Genomic DNA, 21,034 nt, shown 5'->3' with positions numbered 1-21,034 from the left:
GATTGCAGCCCGTTTCACCGCACAAAGATAATGCCCACAACTTTAATCATGGCAATTTGCTCTAAAAAAAAACGATTAATTTAGTCGGCTAACTGGGTTATTTATGAACGATACGCTTTGCTTATATCAACTTAGCCAGCTAAATATGCTGCAACTGACGCATAAGAAATCAGCAACAACCCGGGATCGGTCATAAGCGGAACGCGGCGCGAAATAAGGGGATGAAACCAGACGGCAGAAGGGTTTCAGCGACTTTTTTTCCGTTAAAAATGGACAAATTTTTGTAACAGTCATTTTTCGCCAACAGGATTTTATGCTGCGGTTTTGCGGTGGGGAATTTCAGGCATAAAAAAGCCCGGAACGATCCGGGCTAATTGCAGGGGTTTTGCAGCCGATCAGGCTTTGTTGTCTGTCGTCGCCGTGGCCTGTTTCGGATCGGCACACCAGTTGTTTTTCTGATTGATGCCGCCGTCTGGCGAGGTATAACCCAGGCAACCGAGCAGGGTATCAAACAGCTCAACGTGGCGATGGGTCTTGCCGACGCGCTGCTGGGCTTTCAGCCGTTCAAAGGCGCTCTGGTTGTTCGGATCGGCCAGATACTTATCGGACGCCCAGACAATCATCGGCACGCGGAACTGCTCCGGTGGCGCCATATGACGCGGCGTGCCGTGCAGGTGCATGTTCTCGCTGATCGATTCGCCGTGGTCCGCCGCATAGAAGACGATGGCTTTCTTATCACGCAGCTGGTCGAACACGCTGTCGAGCACCGTATCGGTGTACAGCACCGAGTTATCAAAGGCATTGACCAACATCGCCTTGCTACAGGTGTCATCGACGCCCATGCATTCAGGCTGATAGCGGGCGAACTCACGCGGATAGCGCTGGGAATAGAGGTAGTGCGAGCCTTTGGTATGCAGCACCACCAGATGCTTGCCGTCAGGATGGCGATCCAGCGACTTTTTCAGCTCCGGCACCAGCAGCATATCGTCGACCGATTTGCCCTGATTCTCTTTCTCCGAGCCAATCTGCTCGCGGAAGGCGAAGTTATCCGCATTGGTGTTGTTGTAGAACCACACTTCGCTCTGCATGGCGAACAGCTCCGAGCTGAAGCCCAGTTCTTTCAGTACCGAGAAGACGTTCTGCTCTTTCAGGGTGCGGGCCGGGCCTTCATCGGTTCCGCCCTCACGCACAAACATACAGCGCAGCGACAGCTTGGTGGCGGTATCGCAGGACTCGCCCCGGAATGCCACCAGGTTCTTCTCTTTCGACAGTTTCGGCGTGGTATCGCGGTCATAGCCGAGGATGCCCATATGGTCCCAGCGGGTGGTTTCACCGATGACAAACACCACATAGGTGTCGTCCAGCCCGGCTGGCGCGGTGTAGGTAAACTGCTTCGCCGGATCCAGCAGGTCCTTGCTGTCCATCTTCTCGTCGTAGCTGGTATAGGCAAACAGCCCCAGCGCCGAAAGCCAGTTCGACGGCAGATAGGAGTGCGCCACCACGCCGCCATAGCTTGGCAGATCGACGTTGGTCAGCTTTTCATTGATGTTCTGCTGCTTATCGAGGAAGCGGATCGGCAACCAGACCAGCGCGACGGCCAGCAGCAGGATCAGCAGCGGTTTAATGCGGTGTCCCGGGGTTTTCAGCTGCTCAAGCAGGGTCAGGCGCAGCGCGTTGCACCAGATCAGCACTAACGGCACGATGCTGACGGACAGCATCCACAGGACGAAGTGGTAACCAATCACCTCTTTCGACAGGTCGGTATCGGTGGTCATCACCGAGGCGACGATGCCGTAGCCAATAACGACGTTAAAGAAGCTCATATAGTAGCTGGCGGCGACCGAAATAAGCACCAGCGCGGTGGCGGTAATGCGCCAGAACACCTTGCCGCCGAGCGACAACAGACGCATCAGGAAGAAGGTCAGCAGGACGATTGCCACCACTTCCACCGCAGCAGAAAACCACTGCATGGCGTTAAATTGGGCCAGAAAGGGATCAAAACGACGGTAAAACACCGGTATATTCAAAAAGATACCGATGTAAAATGCCAGCATCAGCGAGAGCTTCTGCTGTGTTAGAGATTTAATAAAATTCATTCAACCTATTTCCCGGTGTAACAAAAACGGATCTTAAACGCTAATCAGACCGTACCGTTACGCCAGAGTTCGGAAAGCAGGTCGATTATCCCCAGGTAAAATCATCACCCAGGAACGTCAAAGCGAAGGAGCCCCTCCGCACAAGCCGCGTAGTTAACCACAATACGCGCCCGTTTTCCCAAAAATCGTTCAGAAAAAGCTCAAAACCGGAAAAAATCGGCGTCAATGACGCAGGGTCCACCTGCCCAGACTCAAGTCATTGGCGTTGTGGCAAGGCAGCAAAAGGCCTTATCCCGATGAGCTTACATGAGTAAGTGATTCGGGTGGCTTCTTGCAGCTAACGCCGCCACAGCGTCAAGGACGCAGAGTATGCTCAGATCCCGCTGAACCAGTTGTATCCTTGATCCTCCCAGTACCCGCCGGGATTCTCATTGGTGACAAAAATGGCCCCAATATGCTTGGCATTCTTAAATCCGAGCTTAGTCGGCGCGCGCAGACGCAGCGGATAACCGAAATCCGGCGGCAGCGGCTTTTTGTCAAAATCTAACGCGAGGATGGTTTGCGGATGCAGCGCGGTGGGCATATCCAGGCTGGAGTAGTAGCGATCGTCACACTTAAAGCCGACGTATTTGGCCGTCAGATCGGCCCCCACATGCTGTAAGAAGGTTTTCAGCGGCACGCCGCTCCACTGGCCGATAGCGCTCCAGCCTTCAATACAGATCAGCCGGGTGATCTGCGCACTCTGCGGCAGCTGCTTTAGCTGATCCAGCGTCCAGGGCGCTTTCTTCTCCACCTTGCCGGACACTTCAAGCCGGTAGTCGCTGATATCGATATCCGGCACGTTGTACTCAGGGTAAAAGGCGTTGAAGCGGAATGGCCGGGTGATCTGCGCTTCGCTGTAGGTTTGCGCCAGCTTATCGCCGCTGAACAGCCAGGCCTGTACCCGATCGTTCCAGCGCGACATCGCCCACAGCGCTTTATCCACCTGATCGCCGTCCTGCAGGTTGCAACCGGTCAGCATCGACACCGCACCCAGCGTCAGGCCCGATCGCAGGATCAACCGACGCTGCAGATTCACCAGCTGTTTGCGCTGATCCGGCTCAAGGATAATTTTGGGTTTGTCACTCATCGGTGGGTGTCTCCCTGCGGCCACCGGTGATCATCGCCGGCAGCGTTTTCGGCACCAGCAACACCATCACCACATGCACCACCCCAAACAGCATCACGCCGCTCATGGCAAAGAAATGGACGTAGCGGGCAATATCAAAGCCACCGAACAGGGCGACCAGCTGGCTGAACTGCACCGGTTTCCAGATCGATAACCCGGACAGCACCAGCAGCGCGCCCAATATCAGCACGCCCACATACAGCAGCTTTTGCACCGCATTGTAGTGCCCCTGCTGGTGCGGCAGCTTAAAGCGCAGCGCCTGGCCGATATCACGCAGCACCGACGCGGGCGTAAAGGGGAAGAAGCGACGACGAAAATGCCCGCTGAACAGCCCCCACAGCACATAGATCGCCGCGTTGACGAACAGCAGCCACATCACCGCCAGATGCCAGGCGATATTGCCGCCCAGCCAGCCGCCAAGGGTGAGGAACGCCGGGAAGGTAAACGAAAACAGCGGCGAGGCGTTATAAATGCCCCAGCCGCTCATCACCATGCCAACCATCACCAGCACGTTCAGCCAGTGACACAGGCGGACGGGCCATGGATGGACCCGTTTTTTTGCAGAAGCCGGCATGGTTTCTCCGGGTTACATTGGCGGCGTCAGGCCGTCTTTACCGGCAGAAATGCCGCGTGCCACGATGTTGCCCTGCGCATCTTTCATGCCGAACAGCACCACTTTGGTTCCGGCTTTCAGCAGGCTCTTATTGCCCGGCTCAATCAGCACCACCGGCACGTCGTCAGGCACGATCACGGTTTTTTCCATGTCATGCACTTTGACGGTCAGAGTGTGGCCGTTGCTGTTAACCAGCTTGCCGACGGTGCCGTTGGTCATGGTGTTGATTTTGCCGTCCGGCGATTCAAACGGGTTGAAGCCTTCACCGCTGCCACGCAGGCTTGGCGCAAAGACGTGCACTTCCAGCGCTTTCAGCTCGCCATTGGCCATCGGAACCGCGGCGGTGCCGATAAAGCTGTCCGGTTTGATATCGCTCATTTTGGCTTTGCTGACGCTATTGACCTTGGTCTGGTCGGTGATTTTTACATCCAGCTTATCGCCCTGACGGGTGGTGATCTGCACCGCAGAATCGCTGACCGAGTCGATCGTTCCGCGGGTAGGCTTGATAGTGGTATCTGCAGCGAAAGAGGTGCCGCTGACCAGCAGCGTGCCGAGCAGCAGGGCTGCAATACGGGACTTGATCATGTGTCTCTCCTGAGAAGGATGCTGTGTGTCGACTAGTTAGGGTGCTAAGTAAGCGTAAGCGGAGAACAGGAAACTACCAGGGAGATTGCGGTTTTTTTGTATTTTAAAACGTTACGGGCCGCGCATCCCCGGCCACAGAGCGGGCCGGGGGGCATTTATACCATCAAATTAGTTGATGATATTCAGGGTCACGTCGATGTTGCCACGGGTTGCATTAGAGTACGGGCAAACGATGTGCGCAGCGTCGACCAGTTTTTTGGCTTCCGCTTCGTCCATGCCTTCCAGATGAATATTCAGTTTGGCTTCGATACCGAAACCGGTCGGGATCGCGCCGATGCCCACTTCGCCTTCAATAAAGGCGTCTTTCGGGATAGCGATTTTGTCGCGACCGGCCACAAATTTCATCGCACCAAGGAAGCATGCAGAGTAACCGGCAGCAAACAGCTGCTCTGGGTTAGTCGCTTCGCCGCCTGCGCCGCCCATTTCTTTCGGCACGCCCAGCTTAACGTCCAGCACGCCGTCGGAAGAGGTCGCACGGCCGTCACGGCCACCGGTGGCTTTAGCTTTTGCGGTATAAACTACTTTTTCGATAGACATGGTGAAACTCCTGTTGAGTGCTTTATACGCGATTAAATCGCGCGCTATTTATATAACAAAAAGAATCGATACTGATTTTAGTGCATCCGCGCTTACCCGTTAAGGTTGTCGCGCAGCGTTTCCAGTCCGGTTTTCAGCGAGGTCAGCGTATCGCCGTCACACGCCGTGGCGCAGAACACCGACTCAGGGATGTTCTCGGCCTTACGGCGCAATTCAGCGCCCTGCTCCGTTAAGGTCACCACCACCTGGCGCTCATCTTTGCGTGAACGCTGGCGATTAAGCAGTCCGGCGGCTTCCAGTCGTTTCAGCAGCGGCGTTAAGGTCGCGGAATCAAGGAAAAGACGCTCGCCAATCTCGGAGACGGTGACGTCATCCTTCTCCCACAGCACCAGCAGCACCAGATATTGTGGATAGGTGACATCGAGCTGGGTCAGCAGCTGCCGGTAAAGCTTGTGGAGCGCCAGATTGGCGGAATAAAGCGCAAAGCACAGCTGTTGATCAAGCAACAGTGGCGAGTCTTTGGCTTTTTTGTCATCTTTATCTTTCGTCATGACCAAAAATATAAATAGTGCACGATATATTTGCAAGCTAATTTCTATCTATGGGGGAAAACGGATGGATTCACTGGAAGAACAGGCACGGCGATATGCCACCAAAGCCCACGCGGAAGCGGGCCAGCGCCGCAAATATACCGATGAACCCTATATCGTTCATCCGGCGGCCGTGGTCGAACTGGTCAGAAGCGTGACCGACAACGAAGTGATGCTGGCGGCCGCCTGGCTGCACGACACGGTTGAGGACACGCCCTCCACCTTAAATGACATCAGCAACTTCTTCGGCCCGGAAGTCGCGGAGCTGGTCGAGATGCTGACCGACTGCCCGCCGGCGGACGCCAAAAACCGCGCCGCGCGCAAAGTCGCCCATTTCCGCCACACGGCCAAAGCCTCGGCGGATGCGCAGACCATCAAGCTGGCGGACATCATTGATAACACCCGCTCGATAATCCATTTCGATCCGCATTTTGCCCGCGTCTATCTGGTCGAAAAACGCGTGCAGATTTCGCTGCTGACCGACGGCAATGCCGACCTGTGGAAGCAGGCGTCGATCATCATCGAACAGGGCATTGAGCAGCTGACGCAGGCACCGCATCATGTACCGGCTGACTGGTTTGCCCGCCAGCAGCAAAAATATCCCGTTAACAGTGAGAAAACGTCATGAATACCTGGTTTACCGAAGTGCTGGACGCACATGTCGCCATTGAAAACTGGCTGAGTGAAGGCAGCGGCGACGTCGGGGCGTTACTGGCTCGCTTCCCGGCGGCGTTTTCCATGATCGGGCTGAGCGGCGCGGTGCTGGATCACTCCAAACTGAGCCAGTTTTTCCGCGCCAGCCAGGCGGCAAAGCCAGGGCTGACGATCGCCATCGACGAGATGACGCTGGTCAGCGAATGGACCGACGGTGCCGTGGTCAGTTACCGCGAAATCCAGTCGCTGCCGGGTTCAGCGCCTACCCAGCGGCGTTCAACCGTGGTGTTCAGCCTGTCTTCTGCCGGCATCGGCTGGCGGCATCTGCATGAAACACCTATAAGCGGTTAATTATCAGTGCTATAAGCTCAACTCCATCTTTGCTAGCTTGATTGCTAGCAATATTAAGCCTACGCTTACGCCTGTCTTAACGCGTGAGAGAGGTCATGATGGATTTTGTAAAAAGAACGATTGAGCTGGCAATGCAGAACGTTGAAGAAGGTGGCAGACCGTTTGCCACGGTGATTGTACGCAATGGCGAGATCGTGGCCGAAAGCGCCAATAAAGCCGCGCAGAGCCACGATCCGACCGCTCATGCTGAGATCCTGGCGATCCGCGAAGCCTGTAAAAAGCTGCAAACGGAAAATCTCTCCGACTGTGAGATCTACATTCTGGCCAGCCCGTGCCCGATGTGCCTGGGTTCGCTGTACTATTGCAGTCCGAAGCAGGTGATTTACATCACCACCCGCGAAGAGTACGTGCCGTTTTACCGCGACGATCGTCAGTACTTTGAGCTGGAGAACTTCTATCAGGAATTTGCCAAGCCGATCGCGCAGCGTCGCCTGCCAATGAAGCATCAGCCGGACGTTCAGGCACTGGACGTGTATAAGCGCTGGAAAGAGCTGAACCGCCCTGCCGAATAAGGCGTGGAGACGTCAGAAGAAACGGATCCTGCGGTGATAAGGTGGGAACCGACCAAGAACGGAAACCGACGCGTGCGGTTTCCGTTTTTTTTATTACTGGTGGTAGAAGATGTCGCCGGATTCAGCCTGCACGATTTTGCCATCGACTTTGGTGAACAGCACATAGTTGCCGCCCATATAGGTCCAGGCCGTGCCGTCTGCCGGTTTTGGCAGGTTACGGGTTTTCCAGTCCACGACTTCATACTTCTTGGTGCGGTAACGGTCGGGGATCACGCTACCGATGTTGAAGCGCTGGAAGTCCGCGAAGAACGTTTTGATCGCATACGGGTGCGCCGGATCGGGCTTCTCAACGGCATCCTGATTGTGTTCCGCAGGCGTTTGCACGTCCGGGGTCTGACCTGGTGTGGTCACGCCCTGATTATCCTGAGAGGACGGCGTGCCGGTGTCCGCATCTGACGGGTCAGCGGCGGTGGCCGGATCCTGCGTGGCCGGTGCCTGAGCCGCCGGGTCGGTCTGAACTTGCTGAGCCTGCTCGCCTTCTGCATACGCAGTGGACATCACCGGCAGGGCTCCCATCAATACAGCGGATAACAACACGATCTTCGACTTACTCATAATTTCTCCAGATTGAACACCGTCAGCCCTGAGGCGTACTGATCAAATTCTACAAAATAATCGGTTCTGTTTTTACTCTTTTTGCACGTCAGGGCCGTGGAAACGCGCACGCTCGCAAATTTGCTGTAGAAGATAAAGCGTTCGCGGCTGGAAGGCACAGAAATTTTGTAAAGAAAATCCGGTGAAGGGCTGTGTGCCAGGGTTATTCAACGCCGGGCAGCAGCCGGGTAACGATGCAGCCTGGCGATAAAACTTGCAGATCGATCAATTCCTCTCCATCATCAACTCAATTTCTTCGATTTTTGAGTTGAAAAAAATGAAAATCAAAAGACCGTCAGACGCGCTGAATATCAATGAATTAGCCAATGTCTTCGGCAATGGTGAAAACCTGTCGGCCTATATTGAGTTTATGAAACCGGTCGATGATAAGGGGCGCTACCTGCACTGGGATTCGCTGCGGCACCGCATCCCAAAACAGCTTGATCCTGAACTGGTCTGGACCTTTGTGAAGCATGCCCGCCGGAGCGGTGGCCGGACATTGCCGCTGACAGACAAAAACGGCAGCAAGGCGCAGCTGTACGTCACCGATTTTATGCAGAAAACCTGCAGCCAGGTCGACAGACTGACCTCCTCTTCCGCCGAAAATGAGCTGTTAAAGGGCCTGGAAGAGAGAAGCTACTTTATCAAAGACCTGTTTGGTGAAGAGTCGATCTCCTCCAGCCAGCTGGAAGGTGCGGCGACCACCACCCGCGTGGCTCAGGAAATGCTGCAGATAAAAAGGGAGCCGAGAGATGAAAGCGAAAGGATGATTTTCGGCAACTACCGCATGATGCAATTTGTCGTTCAGCAGGCGGGACAAAAAATGACGGCCGGGCTGCTGAAAGAAATTCACGCCATCGGTGTGCGGGATATCAACGACGCGCAGTATAAACCCGGCGACTTTCGCGATCACGATGACATCGTGGTGGAAGATACGCTGTCGAAAGACGTGATCCATCAGCCGCCCAGCCATACACAGCTTGATGAGTATATTGAGACATTGTGTCACTGGGCTAATGAACCGCACGAGAAAGACGTAACGGGTTCCTATATCCATCCGTTGCTGAAAGCCTGCGTGCTGCATTTTATGATTGGCTACATTCACCCCTTCTGCGATGGCAACGGCAGGACGGCACGCGCGCTGTTTTACTGGTACATGCTCAAGTGCGGCTACTCGGCCTTCCGGCATATCTCAGTCAGCCGTTTGTTGAAGGAAGCACCGGTCGCCTATGGCAAGGCCTACCTGCAGACCGAAACGGATGATTTCGACCTGACGTATTTTGTGAGCCATCAGTGCGAGACGGTCGCAAAGGCGGTTGACGCATATATCACGCACATCAAAGAACTGATCCGCATCCGATCGGAGCTGGATGCCTGGCTGTGGAGCAATGAGTCGGTCAAAGACCTGAACGCCCGCCAGCAGCAGATCATGAGCGTGGCCATTGCGCACCCAGGCAGAATATTCTCGCTCGGCGAAGCAATGGAGAATCTGAAGATTTCCTACAACACGGCCAGAACGGATTTCCAGCAGCTTGCGAAGTTGGGGCTGCTCAAAGCCCACAAGGAAGGCAAAGAAACCGTGTTTATCGCACCAAAAAACAGCAAACAGGCGAAGAAATGGAGCGACGCCGAACCTGATTTACCTAAAACGACCGGCTGGTAATTCAGTGGCTTAGCGGACCTGATGGCAGGCAAGAACAGCCCGATTGCTCGGGCTGAATGACAGTGACTTAATGAACCGGCAGCAGCGTTTCGCCTTCAATCATGGCTAACCCCTCGCTGGTGCGGATAAAGCGCGGTGCTTTCAGGTCTTCAGTCAGAACGTAGAGCATATCGAAAAGCAATTCGGTGATCTGCTCTGCCTGCTCCTGCGGTTGCCGCTGGCTGAGCAACACCAGCGCCAGCGCAGAACAATAGCCACAGAGCGTTTCCGAGTCGCTGGTCAGCGGACTGATATAGCCGCCAGACTGCACCTCATCGACCGTGAGCTGTTCAATCAGATAGTCAGGTAAAGGATAGGTTAATACCACCTTTAGCACTTCCAGTCCGGCGAACAGGCGGCCACAAAGCGCCATGCGCTGTTCCTCAAAGTCATTCTCAATTAATGCATCGCCATAACAACGACAAATATCCAGTATCTGGAATAAGTCCAGAGAGGTATTTACCGGTAATTTCAACAGCGCTGGAATACTCAGATCAAAAATTGAAGATTCAGATGTGAAATCATCGTAGCCGTTTGTGTTACTGTATGCCGTAGCCATATTCGTTAGCTCCTTTAACGTTTGTGGTCAGACGCCTCGATTGTGTGATAGCACTTTCGGGGCGTTGCTATTTGTTACGCGGGGTAATGCGTAACAGGCGTAGTGTCCTGTATGCATATATAGTGAGTCAAATGAAAACTGAGTGAAAAACACTCAAATTTGAAGGGTTAGAAGTGGCTAGCAAAAAAATGTATTGAGAGTGGGTGTTGCAGGGTTTTTGTAAATACTCCTGAGTTAAAGACAGTTTAATATGTTAATAATTTCTCAGGAGTAATAGAAATTATTGGAATATATCCGTTAATACTGGTTTCCAGAACAAATCGGGAGATGGGTATATCCAGCCTTATCTGCCATATAAATCGGCGCACAGGTCGGCTTTCTCGGTTCCAGCTTTGAAGCGTCATCATTTTGAGCAGGTTGGGAATCTACTTTCTCGCTGTGTATCGGTTTTTTCACACTGGTTTTCTTAGGAGGTGACGGTTTAATGCGTGATTCTGGAATCGGTTGTTGGATACTTCGAGTGCCATAGCCTGAACAGAACCGCTTAGACTGGCTCAAGCTGCCATCGTTACAGATGAAACCCCCTTCAGCAGTACAGTGAGAGATACCGCCCTTTGAGCCTGAGCAAGGTTGCCGCCCACGCGCAGCTTCAGCTTGCATGGTGACCAACATCATCAGGGCGAGGAGAGAGAGTATTTTTTTCATTCATTATCCTTAACGTAAAAAATCAACAAACCAGTAGAACACTGTACGCATAAATGATTGTGCTACATGAGCCTGAGCGGGAACTATCGGGCTTTACTTCTCTGATGCTATACGGCGTACCGTCATCAAAAACTCAAGGGCCGTTGTCTCCCACAGCTCTGGTGAGAAATCATGCCCGTACCTCTTCTCGAACTCATCCTCTACGCCATCACCATAAGCGGTAATGAAATCATCGACTTCATCAATAAGATCTTTCAACATCCAGTCCATAAATCTATTTTTATAGAGTTTTATGATCCCTTCCATAGATTCTTCACCGTCATTGATGAGGTCGTAATCTTGATTGAAATAACCGAATATCAGTTGATCAAGCAAATTGAATTTTTGCATTGTGTTCCTTATGCATCCGGAAAGGCGGTGAGAATATAATAAGGCTTACCGTTGTACTTTTGAAACTCGATAACGACCCTGACATTTTTCAAAATCATTCTTTGACTGCTTCCACGCCTGAAACCATAACCCAGGACTTCATTTGTCGGGTAACGAATGGTGAGCCTGGCCTCGGGCCGTCCTCCAGCCAATACGGACTTTATCGATGATTTATTGATAAAAATCGCTCTTGAGATGGCATCCTCAGCTATGCGCACATCTGAAAATGTAGAGGAGAACTGCAATCGTTTATTTGTTTGAAATCTGGCCAAAAGGTCACTGTCACTCTTGCCGATATGCATGGAAAGGGTATGTCCGCCTGGCTTGAGATTAGTCGCTGACTCATGCTCTCTCAATCTGATGCGGCCAGCCCTCACCGCTGCAACGCGGGTAGCTCCAATCGCCAATGCGAATCCTAATGGCACGGCGATATCCACGGTAAGCCCGATCTTCAACGCAGTATCGTCGTCAGCACCGAAAGCTTTTGCCATCGCAGTAGCAGCTTTATAGGTGGCTGAGCGAGTATTATTTCCCGTAATAATCTGATTTGCAGCGGTATTAATACCATCAAGGCTGTGCGCTCCAACCACAATACATCCGGCTTTGGTTAATCCTGTCGGCTCAGGAGCGACACACAGAGCCGTCGCCCCCACAAGCTCCAGAGTGCCCATGACGAGTCCAAGGCCGCCAAATAAACGATTACTGAGAGTTTCACCTTCTGTAACGGACCTGTCTGAGAGTGCAGCTGCGAGCTGCACCGGGGACATCACGATTTTGACACCATTTTCCATAACTTCATCCCTGTTGGTTAAAATACATCCTGCTGCGTAGTATCCCTAGGATGACTGAATAAGATCCAGTTTAAATTCTAAAAAACATGATAACGCACTCAAATTAGGGTGCATTTTTAGGTTACTTGCTTAAGTGTCTTTCCAGGATTCCGAATGAAGACTGCAAGAATTTTACTCAATATTAAAATCGTCAAACGCTGATAAAAGAAGGTTAAACATTGATTAATCGCTGGCACTGCCTGCGATCGGCATAAATCATGAGAAATAAGCTTTTTCAGCACTCAGAGTGTAAGAAATTTCTGTCCAGCTTAACTTTATTAAAAAATAGGGCAGATGAATGTTGTTTAAAAAAAAGGCGATATTTAGTTAAAAGTTAACTAAAATTCATGGATCATTTCATTTAAAACCATTTAATTCAGATAGTTATGGATGTGTTGAAATATTTCATCGGGGTATTGATTAGAAATCCTTGATCGGATACTGTTAGTGTCAATGAGATAATCCCTAAAGGATATTGATGCTTCATAACGACGTCGTTATTAATGAAGGTTTAAGATTTCCTTCATCTCAATGAGATTTTAAAGAAAGATATAGAATTTTAAGTGTTAAAACAGGGTGTTAGAAGATGGTGCTGGTCTTTTTAATCGATGAAACCAAAAACTGGTGAAAAAATGGAAATTTTGGACACGCTTAACGATCTCTCTGCAAAAATTAAACAACAGGCATCATTGATTAAAACTGAAGAGGCAACAAAAAGTGCCTTCGTAATGCCATTTATTAACAAAGTTCTTGGTTATGATGTTTTTGATCCAACAGAAGTCATACCTGAATACATTTGTGATGTTGGCACCAAGAAAGGCGAAAAAATAGACTTCGCAATAATAAAAAATGGTGAAATACAGATCCTTATTGAATGCAAAAAAATTGGCGAACCATTAAACATTAACCATGCATCTCAACTTTTCAGGTATTTCCATGTAACTACAGCACGCATATCTATATTAACCAATGGACAGGTTTATAAGTTTTTCACAGATCTAGACTCCCCTAACAAAATGGATGAGAAACCATTTTTAGAGCTTGATTTAGATTATATTGATGAGAACGTCGTCCCTGAGATTTTCAAGCTGACTAAAAGTGCATTTGATGTTGATTCAATTGTAAACGCTGCTGGTGAACTAAAGTATGTCAGTCAAATTAAGAAAATAATCTCATCGCAATTTATAAATCCTGATGATGATTTTGTACGGCTAATTGCATCGCGAGTATATGAGGGTGTGCAAACCCAGAAAGTCAGGGAGCTTTTTTCAGCACTTACCAAAAAATCGCTGACACAATGGATGACTGACCAAGTTAATGAAAGACTGAAATCAGCCCTCAACAGTACAAAAATTGTCGAGACAAAAACTGATGTTGAGAAAACTACCAATGATGATATCTCAACTGCAGAAGAGAATAATGATATTGTCACAACCGCAGAAGAGATTGAAGGTTTCCATATCGTTAAGTCAATAATCAGAACGACTCTCTCACCGGAGAGAATTGGGTTCAGAGATACTAAAAGTTATTTCGGCATACTCATTGATGATAACAACAGAAAACCAATATGCCGGCTTCATTTAAATAGAAGCCAGATGTATATTGGATTGTTTGATGATAACAAGAAAGAAATTAGACACCCTTTGAGTAATATTGATGATATATTCAATTTCTCAGAGGAATTGATTACAGCCGCTAAGTTATACTTATAAATATCCGGCCAGGCGCGGATATAAGATGAGTCATGTGAACTCAGAGTTAGGCGAAATCCTTAAGGCTACTCTCTAAAGGTGTAGCCTCCAGAGAGCGTTGACTTTACTTATTCTGGTAAAGATCCCAGCGGTTGCCATACAGGTCTTCAAATACAACAACTGTACCGTACTCCTCTTCGCGAGGTTCCTGGCAGAATTCCACCCCCTTAGCTTTCATGGCGGTGTAGTCGCGCCAGAAGTCATCAGTCTGAAGAAAAAGGAAAACACGTCCGCCACACTGGTTGCCGATAAAGTTTTCCTGCTTCTCGTTTGATGCGCGAGCCAATAGAAGATTACAGTCGCTGTCCGGGTTTGGTGTAACGACTACCCAGCGTTTTCCTGGCTGCGGTGTATCCTCAACGAGCGTAAAGCCCAGTTTTTCCGTGTAATACGCTATTGCCCGATCGTAGTCATCAACAACTATGGCCACATATCCCATGCATCGCTTCTGAGTTCTCATTTCTGCTCCACCAGGTTTCAGGCATACATGCCCGGAGAGTTCTTTTTATCATAAACAAACCTCATTCTGCGTTTAGATTGTTCAGAGTCTCTTCACCCGTCCCAGAGATGAAGGTTGCTGAAGGAAAACTCTCCTGCCCAGCAATGAGACTGCTCTTGTCACCCTTAAAGAAACACGGACAGCCAATTTGATCCTATGGACTTTCTTAACACTGCGCTGTGAGGGGCTTTGCAGGCATATGTCCATTTCCCCTGCTTAACCAGATTGGAAAAAAATTTCCCATGCAAGCGCATTATAAAAAAATGATTAAGATCATGGAAAAATACGCCCGCACGTTTCTTTACCCGGCCATTTACTGTCTGTTTACAGAGTACGCGTGATAATCAGCTACCTCTTTATCATTTATTTCGAAAATACCAAAACAGAGAGCTTACAATGAAATTATCTGCATCTTCAAAACGAGTTATCCTAGCTTGTATGGTTGCGTCCGCTGCGTTGAGTCTCACCGCATGCTCAAGCAATTACGTGATTTCTACCGATGATGGGCACATGATTACTACGCACGGTAAACCGGTTAAAGATAACGACACCGGACTTATCTCATATAAAGATGCTGACGGGGTCACCCACCAAATGAACCAGAAAGACGTTAAAGAAATCATTGAAAAATAAATGAAAAGATTACTAATGCTACTGCTTATTCCCCTCTGTCTGACAGGCTGCGTGGAATATAAATGGGTTAAGGCTGATGCTAATGAGCAGCAGGAGGCGATGGCAGAAACGGCCTGCCAGGCTCAAGCACTACGGGATTTACCGCCAGATAACGTGGTTAGCGATAAATATACGTCTAAAAATAAGAAAGATAAGTCAACTGACACCAGTTATTCAACAAGTGACGTAAATGAAACTCAGCGTACTATCCTTGTTAAGGACTGCATGTTCAAGAAAGGATGGCAACAGATTGAAATTAAAAAATAATCGTTAAAAATGAGTTTTTTATTTGCAAACAAATGGCAGTCATTGTTCTCAGGGGGCTGCCTTTTCAGCAACTCAGTACTGCCCCCCTTTCCATACTCAACCCAAATTCTCACAAGTCACAATCTTCAAATTAACCTTCATGTCCTTATACCAAGGGGGTTGATATCCCGCACCTCGGTACTGCCCACGTCAGTGTTGTAGCCCCCCCGCCACTCTAGTCACCTTTAAAGAAAAACGAACAGCCAGGATCCGTGAATGAAGAATTTCACAGAAGCTTCCAATTGTAGATTGATCGATCTACAATCGATGTTCCCCCACAGGAGAACCTTATGAAAGCATCGGTTGGTAGGCCCAGAGAATTTGATCCAAAGGACTTTCTTAACACTGCGCTGGAGTGCTTCTGGCAGAAAGGATACCGGGCAACCTCGATGTCTGACCTTATGAAGGCATCAGGCCTGGCAAGCGCCAGCATCTACAAACTTTACCCGGATAAACGGGCTATCTATCTTGCTGCACTACAGCTTTATATGGATGAAGGAACATCCAGAGGCATGAAGCGTGATGCGGACTTGTCGCCAGAAGATGCATTGCGGGAAACGCTCGAATTTGTCGCCCTGTTCTCATCTGCTCCTGAAGGAGATAAAGGCTGCTTTACCATAGCCGCCGCCAGTGAACTCTTACCGGGTGATGAAGAGGTCAAAAACAAGGTGTCTGATAAATTTAATAAGATAATTAATCAATTAGAGACAATATTGACCAAAGGCCAGGCACAGCAGGTCTTTCGGCAGGATGAAGATGCAAGAGTAATGGCCGTAAGTATTTTCATGATGCTGGAAGGGATGCGTGTGTACGCAAAAATTCAGCCTGCAATTGAAGACCTCAGAAGGAGCAACGATTTTATCGTCAGGTCGGTGCTATCAAACAAGGTATCAACATGACAGAAGTCGGCACCATTGTTCAGCGTCATAAACGAAGACACACAATGGTGGTTCTTGAATACGAGAACGGCATCGCCCTGTGCGGCTGGATCAATAAAGGCCGGTTTTATAAAAGACGCTTTCCTGTGACTCATTTAAAGGTATGCGCGCCGTGGTCAAATTTTTGGCCTTTTACATGAAAGCGCTGAGCTACATCTACAACTGACGTTATAACAACTTTAAAACCGAACAGCTTTTAATGCCCTGAAATGAACAATCGCCCATCGTATCAACCCAGTCCGTTTATAGCTCATAACTTGCTGCATCAAACGAGTAACGTTAAGCGCGCAACTCTTCGTATGAGACCATGACATGCTCCTGAAAAGCAGGTCTCAAGGCGATATTTTCATAATACGCACGTAATCTGGATAAAGGCTTTCGGACGACATCTATATCGTAATAACGGTATAGCACGTGACCAAACTGGATGTCGGCCAGAGAAAAAGCATCTCCCGCCAGAAAGCGGTGTTTTTCGCACTGCGCTTCTGCAACTGAGAGGTAGTTTTCTAACTTCACCATCGCTTCAGCTATAGCTTGTTCGTCTCGGTTTTCCTGCGGTGTACGTACAACACGCCAAAACACAGGGAGATTAAATGCTGTCGCAACATTAATTTTTGACCATTCAGCCCATTTATCTATATTCGCTTTTTGTATGTCATCCGAAGGCCAGAAGCTTTCAGCACCATAGCGATTAGCGAGATAGCGAAGAATGGCTCCAGTCTCCCATAAGGGTGGAGCGGTACCATCCTGCAGAACCGGAACAGTCCTGTTTGGATTAAGTGAATAGTAAAAATCAGTCTCAGTCCCTTTATACTTATCCCCTATGTCGTGCCTGACGTACGGCAATTCCATTTCTCCAATGCACCACATCAAAGCCTGAACATTCGAAGACGTCTTGCGACCCCATACTGTTAGCATCTGGACTCCTTTTGGCATGACATTCAAGCCAGGTTACCACAAGGGTCCTTTAGCCTATTGAACAATTATTAATATAGGACTTTGGTATTGTTGGGGCTTAGAGCAGAACAAGCCCAATTTCATATGCATTAGTTTTAGCGACTCAATGATTACGATATATAGGCAGGACCGTGTTGGTTTAGTTATGTTGCACTGCAAGACGCAATGAAGGCATGATATCGCTTCACAGGAAATGAAGGGCAAGGTAATGGATAAGGACACGTTAGTTACGCTACTAAAATATAAACTGTGGGCGGATACAGCTACCCTCCAGTCGATACAGGAAACCGATGATTCAATCCATCCCGAGAAGCATCATCTGATGCTGAGGTTGATGAATCATATCTACGTAGTAGACAGAATTTTCCAGGCTAACATGACCAGCCAGCAACACGGATATACTGCCCTCAACACGCCAGAAACGCCATCAGTTGAAGAATTGCGAGTGAATATGCGCGAATGTACCGAGTGGTATATCGAGCGCGTGAGCGCCATGCAAGATGCCGATTTGGCTGAAGTTATCAGATTCCAGTTTGTCGATGGCGGTAAAGGTGAAATGAAGTCACTCGACATGATCAACCACGTGCTTTTCCATGGGACCTATCATCGCGGCGCTGTCGGATGGCTCATTTCCGAGTGCGGAGGCATTCCCCCCAAAGACGTGATGACCGTTTTTCTTCGGGATCATAATCACTAAAAGGAGAAAGTTAATGATTGTCCGGACATGGCACGGTTGCGTTCCGCTTAAACATGCAGAGGGCTTTGCTAAGCATCTCGATAAAACAGGTGTGGAGCATTCAAGGAGTGTCGAGGGAAATAAGGGCGCATTCGTGCGAAGAGAAACGCAGGACGGTTGGGAGCATTTTTTCCTTGCCACCTACTGGCAGAACCTTGAGGCAGTAAAGGCCTTCGCAGGTGAAAATTATCAGGTGGCAATGACATACCCTGATGACGAGGCGTTCGAATTGCTTTCCGATCCCTATGTGTTCCAGCATGAGGTTGAGGCTATCTCACCGCTTTAAGTGCAATTTTGGGTGACGTTATCAATCATCCGGATTGGAGAGTTCAGTACTTGCGCTGGCGTTATGCAAAATCGTTATTTCTTGCATAAGCAGTAAGCTTTATGAACCTAATGTCTGCCAGGAGCGAGAAGCTAAGCATAAAGCGGTATATGAGGCAGCTCAGCAACAAAATTAGAATAGGATGTGGTTCCAATGAAAGTGAACAATTGCCAGACTTGTGACCAGCCAATGAGTGCCGCATCAGAAACACTGAATCTTGATTGTGGTGGCGATTGTTCAAGTTGCATGGCTTGGCATGGTGATCCAGACGCTATCGAGGCTGTTGAAAGACTTACGGGTGAGAAGGTTGATAGCCGTGGGCGTACACATCATTCTTTTAATGTTAAAGGTCAGTTATGAGCGAAAAGCGGAAGTTAACCATCGTCATCAATGGCCCAGCAGTGAAGTAATTAACTAATCGGATGGTTACCCAAGTTGTCGCATCTCTCTCGGCCGAATCTTTTTAAAAAACTAATTTATAAAGGTAACTAAATGCCTGTCGCTGGTTGCCGATAACTCTGTCTGGGACAACCAACATGAGTCAACATCAATGAAACTTTCCACACGACTGATATCAGGCTTTACCGTTATGATTATCCTGCTGATAACCGCAGCCTCAGCAGGCATTTTTGGCCTGAATAAAATACATAATAAACTCAGTGAAATCGTTAATGTAAACCAGGATGAAACCCAGTTTGTGGTCACCATGACGGCGACCGTACGTGACCGGGCTATTGCTGTCAGAAACCTCGCCCTGCTCACGCGTCAGGATGACCTTAATAAAGAATGGGAGCGGTTTTTAACGCAGTCAGATATATACAGCAAAAATAAAGCCATGCTGAATGAATATTTTAACCGTGAACCAACCACCACAGATACCGAGACGCAACTACTGGCCCTGATCGATAAAAACGAGCTGGCTGCGATGCCGGCACTTAAAAAAGCGGCAGAGTTCGGAAAAGCTAACAATCCGCAGGAAGCTGCTCGCGTATTACTTGAAGAGGCAAGGCCGCTGCAAAGAGAATGGCTTGATAACCTCAATAAATTGACCGACTTTGAGTACAAACTGAATGGGCTTGCGGAGATGGATGCCCAGGAAACTTTCACAAAAATGCTCAGCCTTATCATCTTGATCAGCGGATTGTCCGTCGTATGCGGTGGCGTGCTGGCACTTATGATAACGCGGAGCGTGCTGCGGCAGCTTGGCGGGGAACCGGCTCTTGCACAGTCGGTTACGGCCACCATCGCTTCGGGGGATTTAAGCCAGGATATCAGGCTATCTAGTAAGGATACCGGCAGCCTGATGTACTCACTCAATGCCATGCAAGAGCGTCTGCGGGAAATCGTTAGTGAAATAAAGCAGAGCGCAGATTCAATTTCTCTCGCCTCTGAGGAGATTGCACTGGGTAATACGGAGCTATCTTCGAGGACAGAAGAGCAGGCCGCCGCGCTTCAGGAGACGGCTGCCAGCATGGAGCAGCTGACATCCACGGTAAGGCTCAATACGGAAAATGCCGCCGAGGCAACGCAAAGCGCCAGGCAGACCTCGGACAAAACCGAGCACGGTGGTCGTGCGATGAGCAAAATGATTGCAACGATGGGTAGTATTTCTGGCAGTTCTGCGAAGGTCGCTGAAATTATCAGCGTCATAGAAAGCATTGCGTTTCAAACTAACATTCTTGCCCTCAATGCCGCTGTCGAGGCCGCGCGCGCCGGTGAGCAGGGACGGGGGTTTGCCGTAGTGGCGGGTGAAGTCCGCACTCTTGCACAGCGCAGTTCAGTTGCCGCGAAAGAGATAAAGCAGCTTATTGATGAGTCGGTCGGCTTTGTCAGGGAAGGCTCTGCGGTTGCCACTGATGCCGGAAAAGTGATTGAAGAGATAATACTGTCAATTAACGGTGTTTCTTCCGTGATGAGCGAGATTTCTCTGGCCTCAGGAGAACAGACTCAGGGCATCATGCAGGTGAACGTCGCCGTCAGTCAGATGGAAAGCGTTACTCAGCAGAATGCGTCACTGGTAGAGGAGGCCTCTGCTGCAACTCAGGCTCTGGCCGATCAGGCCCGTGGTCTCAAGCAAATGGTTCAGATCTTCACTGTCTGAGGATAGGCACACACTGTCCGCATACATGTGAGGGGCTGGCCTGATAATTGACTCCGGGGTGCTGAAAAGCACCTTTCCCGTCCCTTTTAAGCTACCTGTAAAAACGGACATTACTCCATGTTGAGCCTTTTTTGAGGATTCAGAAGTTTGCTGACAGCTTTTAGAACTGATGAGGTCGGCTTAAAGACCAAAGGTTTGCAATGAGCGGAAAGTGGGCATCAAACTTAAGTCAGAATGCGCATAAGCGGGTTGTAACCAGGCACAGGGCATAAGCATGATACTTGTTGGGCCTGAAAGAAAAAGGCATCTCGAAAGGATGCCTGGCAGTGAACGGTCTTATAAATTGCTGTGGAGTCTTTGGTTTTTCACTGGTGTTGTCATTTTTTTATTTAGTTGCGCACAGCCTTTCAACCTGTAAGCGAACTTTTTTTCCCTAAGCCGAACTTACATCTTTATGTATCTGGTGTCACGAATTCCCTTCAACGACTTTTGAACCTGTGCGTGCCTGTGTGCGCAAGTAGATGACTGATGTCTTGACGTAACGCCACGAATTAACTTTTTCAAGGTGCCATGTGACTTACAGCTCTAGAAGAGCTGGATGAAAATAAAGATTTTTCTGGGTCCAATAACCAGTGAAATTGTCA

At 49.3% G+C, this 21,034-nt stretch carries 25 protein-coding genes; 12 read left to right on the top strand and 13 right to left on the bottom strand.

All coding sequences use genetic code 11. The features are described from left to right. Window positions 1-395 precede the first annotated feature (395 nt). The 6 genes from eptB to AC0IXH_RS18720 all read right to left on the bottom strand — a co-directional run bounded on the left by eptB (window position 396) and on the right by AC0IXH_RS18720 (window position 5,610). A complete protein-coding gene (gene eptB, locus AC0IXH_RS18745) occupies window positions 396-2,096 on the bottom strand; it encodes a kdo(2)-lipid A phosphoethanolamine 7''-transferase (RefSeq protein ID WP_346596091.1) in 1,701 nt (566 codons plus the stop codon). Between the two features lie 373 nt (window positions 2,097-2,469). Beyond that, complete coding sequence (locus AC0IXH_RS18740) at window positions 2,470-3,225, bottom strand: molybdopterin-dependent oxidoreductase (protein ID WP_013204414.1); 756 nt, start codon at window positions 3,223-3,225, stop codon at window positions 2,470-2,472. Next, window positions 3,218-3,838 carry a cytochrome b/b6 domain-containing protein gene (locus AC0IXH_RS18735; protein WP_471720835.1) on the bottom strand — a complete coding sequence of 207 codons (621 nt, stop codon included), beginning with the start codon at window positions 3,836-3,838 and terminating at the stop codon, window positions 3,218-3,220. The genes AC0IXH_RS18740 and AC0IXH_RS18735 overlap by 8 nt, the downstream gene beginning before the upstream one ends. 12 nt (window positions 3,839-3,850) lie before the next feature. Then, window positions 3,851-4,462 (bottom strand): hypothetical protein, encoded by a 612-nt coding sequence (locus AC0IXH_RS18730; RefSeq protein ID WP_013204416.1) that lies wholly within the window; start codon window positions 4,460-4,462, stop codon window positions 3,851-3,853. Window positions 4,463-4,630: 168 nt separating this feature from the next. Beyond that, window positions 4,631-5,059 carry an organic hydroperoxide resistance protein gene (locus AC0IXH_RS18725; protein ID WP_013204417.1) on the bottom strand — a complete coding sequence of 143 codons (429 nt, stop codon included), beginning with the start codon at window positions 5,057-5,059 and terminating at the stop codon, window positions 4,631-4,633. 92 nt (window positions 5,060-5,151) lie between these two features. Further along, window positions 5,152-5,610 (bottom strand): MarR family winged helix-turn-helix transcriptional regulator, encoded by a 459-nt coding sequence (locus AC0IXH_RS18720; RefSeq protein WP_013204418.1) that lies wholly within the window; start codon window positions 5,608-5,610, stop codon window positions 5,152-5,154. Between the two features lie 64 nt (window positions 5,611-5,674). Here AC0IXH_RS18720 and AC0IXH_RS18715 point away from each other — a divergent pair, with 64 nt between their 5' ends. The 3 genes from AC0IXH_RS18715 (at window position 5,675) to AC0IXH_RS18705 (ending at window position 7,226) form a co-directional block, all read left to right on the top strand. Continuing rightward, window positions 5,675-6,277 carry an HD domain-containing protein gene (locus tag AC0IXH_RS18715; protein WP_134823016.1) on the top strand — a complete coding sequence of 201 codons (603 nt, stop codon included), beginning with the start codon at window positions 5,675-5,677 and terminating at the stop codon, window positions 6,275-6,277. Continuing rightward, window positions 6,274-6,654 carry a hypothetical protein gene (locus tag AC0IXH_RS18710; protein ID WP_013204420.1) on the top strand — a complete coding sequence of 127 codons (381 nt, stop codon included), beginning with the start codon at window positions 6,274-6,276 and terminating at the stop codon, window positions 6,652-6,654. The genes AC0IXH_RS18715 and AC0IXH_RS18710 overlap by 4 nt, the downstream gene beginning before the upstream one ends. Before the next feature lie 95 nt (window positions 6,655-6,749). After that, window positions 6,750-7,226 carry a nucleoside deaminase gene (locus tag AC0IXH_RS18705; RefSeq protein ID WP_225309796.1) on the top strand — a complete coding sequence of 159 codons (477 nt, stop codon included), beginning with the start codon at window positions 6,750-6,752 and terminating at the stop codon, window positions 7,224-7,226. A 93-nt stretch (window positions 7,227-7,319) separates the two neighbouring features. Here AC0IXH_RS18705 and AC0IXH_RS18700 read toward each other — a convergent pair whose 3' ends face one another. Continuing rightward, window positions 7,320-7,841: an RcnB family protein gene (locus AC0IXH_RS18700; protein WP_013204422.1), complete on the bottom strand. Its 522-nt coding sequence runs from the start codon at window positions 7,839-7,841 to the stop codon at window positions 7,320-7,322. A gap of 316 nt (window positions 7,842-8,157) precedes the next feature. Between AC0IXH_RS18700 and AC0IXH_RS18695 the strand changes: the two genes are divergently transcribed. After that, window positions 8,158-9,543 carry a Fic family protein gene (locus AC0IXH_RS18695; RefSeq protein ID WP_471720834.1) on the top strand — a complete coding sequence of 462 codons (1,386 nt, stop codon included), beginning with the start codon at window positions 8,158-8,160 and terminating at the stop codon, window positions 9,541-9,543. A gap of 67 nt (window positions 9,544-9,610) precedes the next feature. Here the strand turns inward: AC0IXH_RS18695 and AC0IXH_RS18690 are convergent, their stop codons facing one another. From AC0IXH_RS18690 to AC0IXH_RS18675, 4 genes are all read right to left on the bottom strand, one after another. Beyond that, entirely contained in the window at window positions 9,611-10,141 is a 531-nt protein-coding gene (locus AC0IXH_RS18690; protein WP_471720833.1) for a hypothetical protein, read from the bottom strand. A 297-nt stretch (window positions 10,142-10,438) separates the two neighbouring features. Further along, window positions 10,439-10,846, bottom strand: a complete 408-nt coding sequence (locus AC0IXH_RS18685; protein WP_134823019.1) for a YdcA family protein — start codon at window positions 10,844-10,846, stop codon at window positions 10,439-10,441. A 93-nt stretch (window positions 10,847-10,939) separates the two neighbouring features. Next, window positions 10,940-11,236, bottom strand: coding sequence for a contact-dependent growth inhibition system immunity protein (locus tag AC0IXH_RS18680; protein WP_013204426.1), 297 nt, complete (start codon window positions 11,234-11,236; stop codon window positions 10,940-10,942). A gap of 8 nt (window positions 11,237-11,244) precedes the next feature. Continuing rightward, complete coding sequence (locus AC0IXH_RS18675; protein WP_471720832.1) at window positions 11,245-12,066, bottom strand: RNase A-like domain-containing protein; 822 nt, start codon at window positions 12,064-12,066, stop codon at window positions 11,245-11,247. Window positions 12,067-12,737: 671 nt separating this feature from the next. Between AC0IXH_RS18675 and AC0IXH_RS18670 the strand changes: the two genes are divergently transcribed. After that, the gene (locus AC0IXH_RS18670) at window positions 12,738-13,817 is read left to right on the top strand and encodes a type I restriction endonuclease (protein ID WP_134824824.1); all 1,080 of its coding nucleotides are present in this window, start codon (window positions 12,738-12,740) and stop codon (window positions 13,815-13,817) included. A 103-nt stretch (window positions 13,818-13,920) separates the two neighbouring features. Here AC0IXH_RS18670 and AC0IXH_RS18665 read toward each other — a convergent pair whose 3' ends face one another. Next, the gene (locus tag AC0IXH_RS18665; RefSeq protein ID WP_134823022.1) at window positions 13,921-14,316 is read right to left on the bottom strand and encodes a VOC family protein; all 396 of its coding nucleotides are present in this window, start codon (window positions 14,314-14,316) and stop codon (window positions 13,921-13,923) included. Between the two features lie 435 nt (window positions 14,317-14,751). Between AC0IXH_RS18665 and AC0IXH_RS18660 the strand changes: the two genes are divergently transcribed. From AC0IXH_RS18660 to AC0IXH_RS18645, 4 genes are all read left to right on the top strand, one after another. Next, window positions 14,752-14,988 (top strand): YgdI/YgdR family lipoprotein, encoded by a 237-nt coding sequence (locus AC0IXH_RS18660; protein WP_338572682.1) that lies wholly within the window; start codon window positions 14,752-14,754, stop codon window positions 14,986-14,988. Further along, on the top strand, window positions 14,989-15,294 hold the full coding sequence (locus tag AC0IXH_RS18655) for a hypothetical protein (RefSeq protein WP_134823023.1): 306 nt from the start codon (window positions 14,989-14,991) through the stop codon (window positions 15,292-15,294). Window positions 15,295-15,623: 329 nt separating this feature from the next. Next, window positions 15,624-16,232, top strand: coding sequence for a TetR/AcrR family transcriptional regulator (locus AC0IXH_RS18650; RefSeq protein ID WP_338572678.1), 609 nt, complete (start codon window positions 15,624-15,626; stop codon window positions 16,230-16,232). Continuing rightward, on the top strand, window positions 16,229-16,411 hold the full coding sequence (locus AC0IXH_RS18645) for a hypothetical protein (RefSeq protein ID WP_471720831.1): 183 nt from the start codon (window positions 16,229-16,231) through the stop codon (window positions 16,409-16,411). Before AC0IXH_RS18650 ends, AC0IXH_RS18645 begins: the two co-directional genes overlap by 4 nt. Window positions 16,412-16,550: 139 nt before the next feature. On the opposite strand, the gene AC0IXH_RS18640 is transcribed toward AC0IXH_RS18645, so the two are convergent. Further along, on the bottom strand, window positions 16,551-17,189 hold the full coding sequence (locus AC0IXH_RS18640) for a glutathione S-transferase family protein (RefSeq protein WP_346596081.1): 639 nt from the start codon (window positions 17,187-17,189) through the stop codon (window positions 16,551-16,553). Between the two features lie 247 nt (window positions 17,190-17,436). On the opposite strand from AC0IXH_RS18640, the gene AC0IXH_RS18635 reads away from it, so the two are divergent. The 3 genes from AC0IXH_RS18635 (at window position 17,437) to AC0IXH_RS18625 (ending at window position 20,390) form a co-directional block, all read left to right on the top strand. Further along, window positions 17,437-17,925: a DinB family protein gene (locus AC0IXH_RS18635; protein ID WP_151036274.1), complete on the top strand. Its 489-nt coding sequence runs from the start codon at window positions 17,437-17,439 to the stop codon at window positions 17,923-17,925. A gap of 13 nt (window positions 17,926-17,938) precedes the next feature. Further along, a complete protein-coding gene (locus AC0IXH_RS18630) occupies window positions 17,939-18,250 on the top strand; it encodes a hypothetical protein (RefSeq protein ID WP_338572668.1) in 312 nt (103 codons plus the stop codon). Window positions 18,251-18,839: 589 nt separating this feature from the next. Continuing rightward, window positions 18,840-20,390, top strand: coding sequence for a methyl-accepting chemotaxis protein (locus tag AC0IXH_RS18625; RefSeq protein WP_338572666.1), 1,551 nt, complete (start codon window positions 18,840-18,842; stop codon window positions 20,388-20,390). Window positions 20,391-21,034 lie beyond the last annotated feature (644 nt).

This window comes from Erwinia sp. AC075 (assembly GCF_979253995.1).
This window is presented reverse-complemented; position numbering and strand designations above follow the sequence as displayed.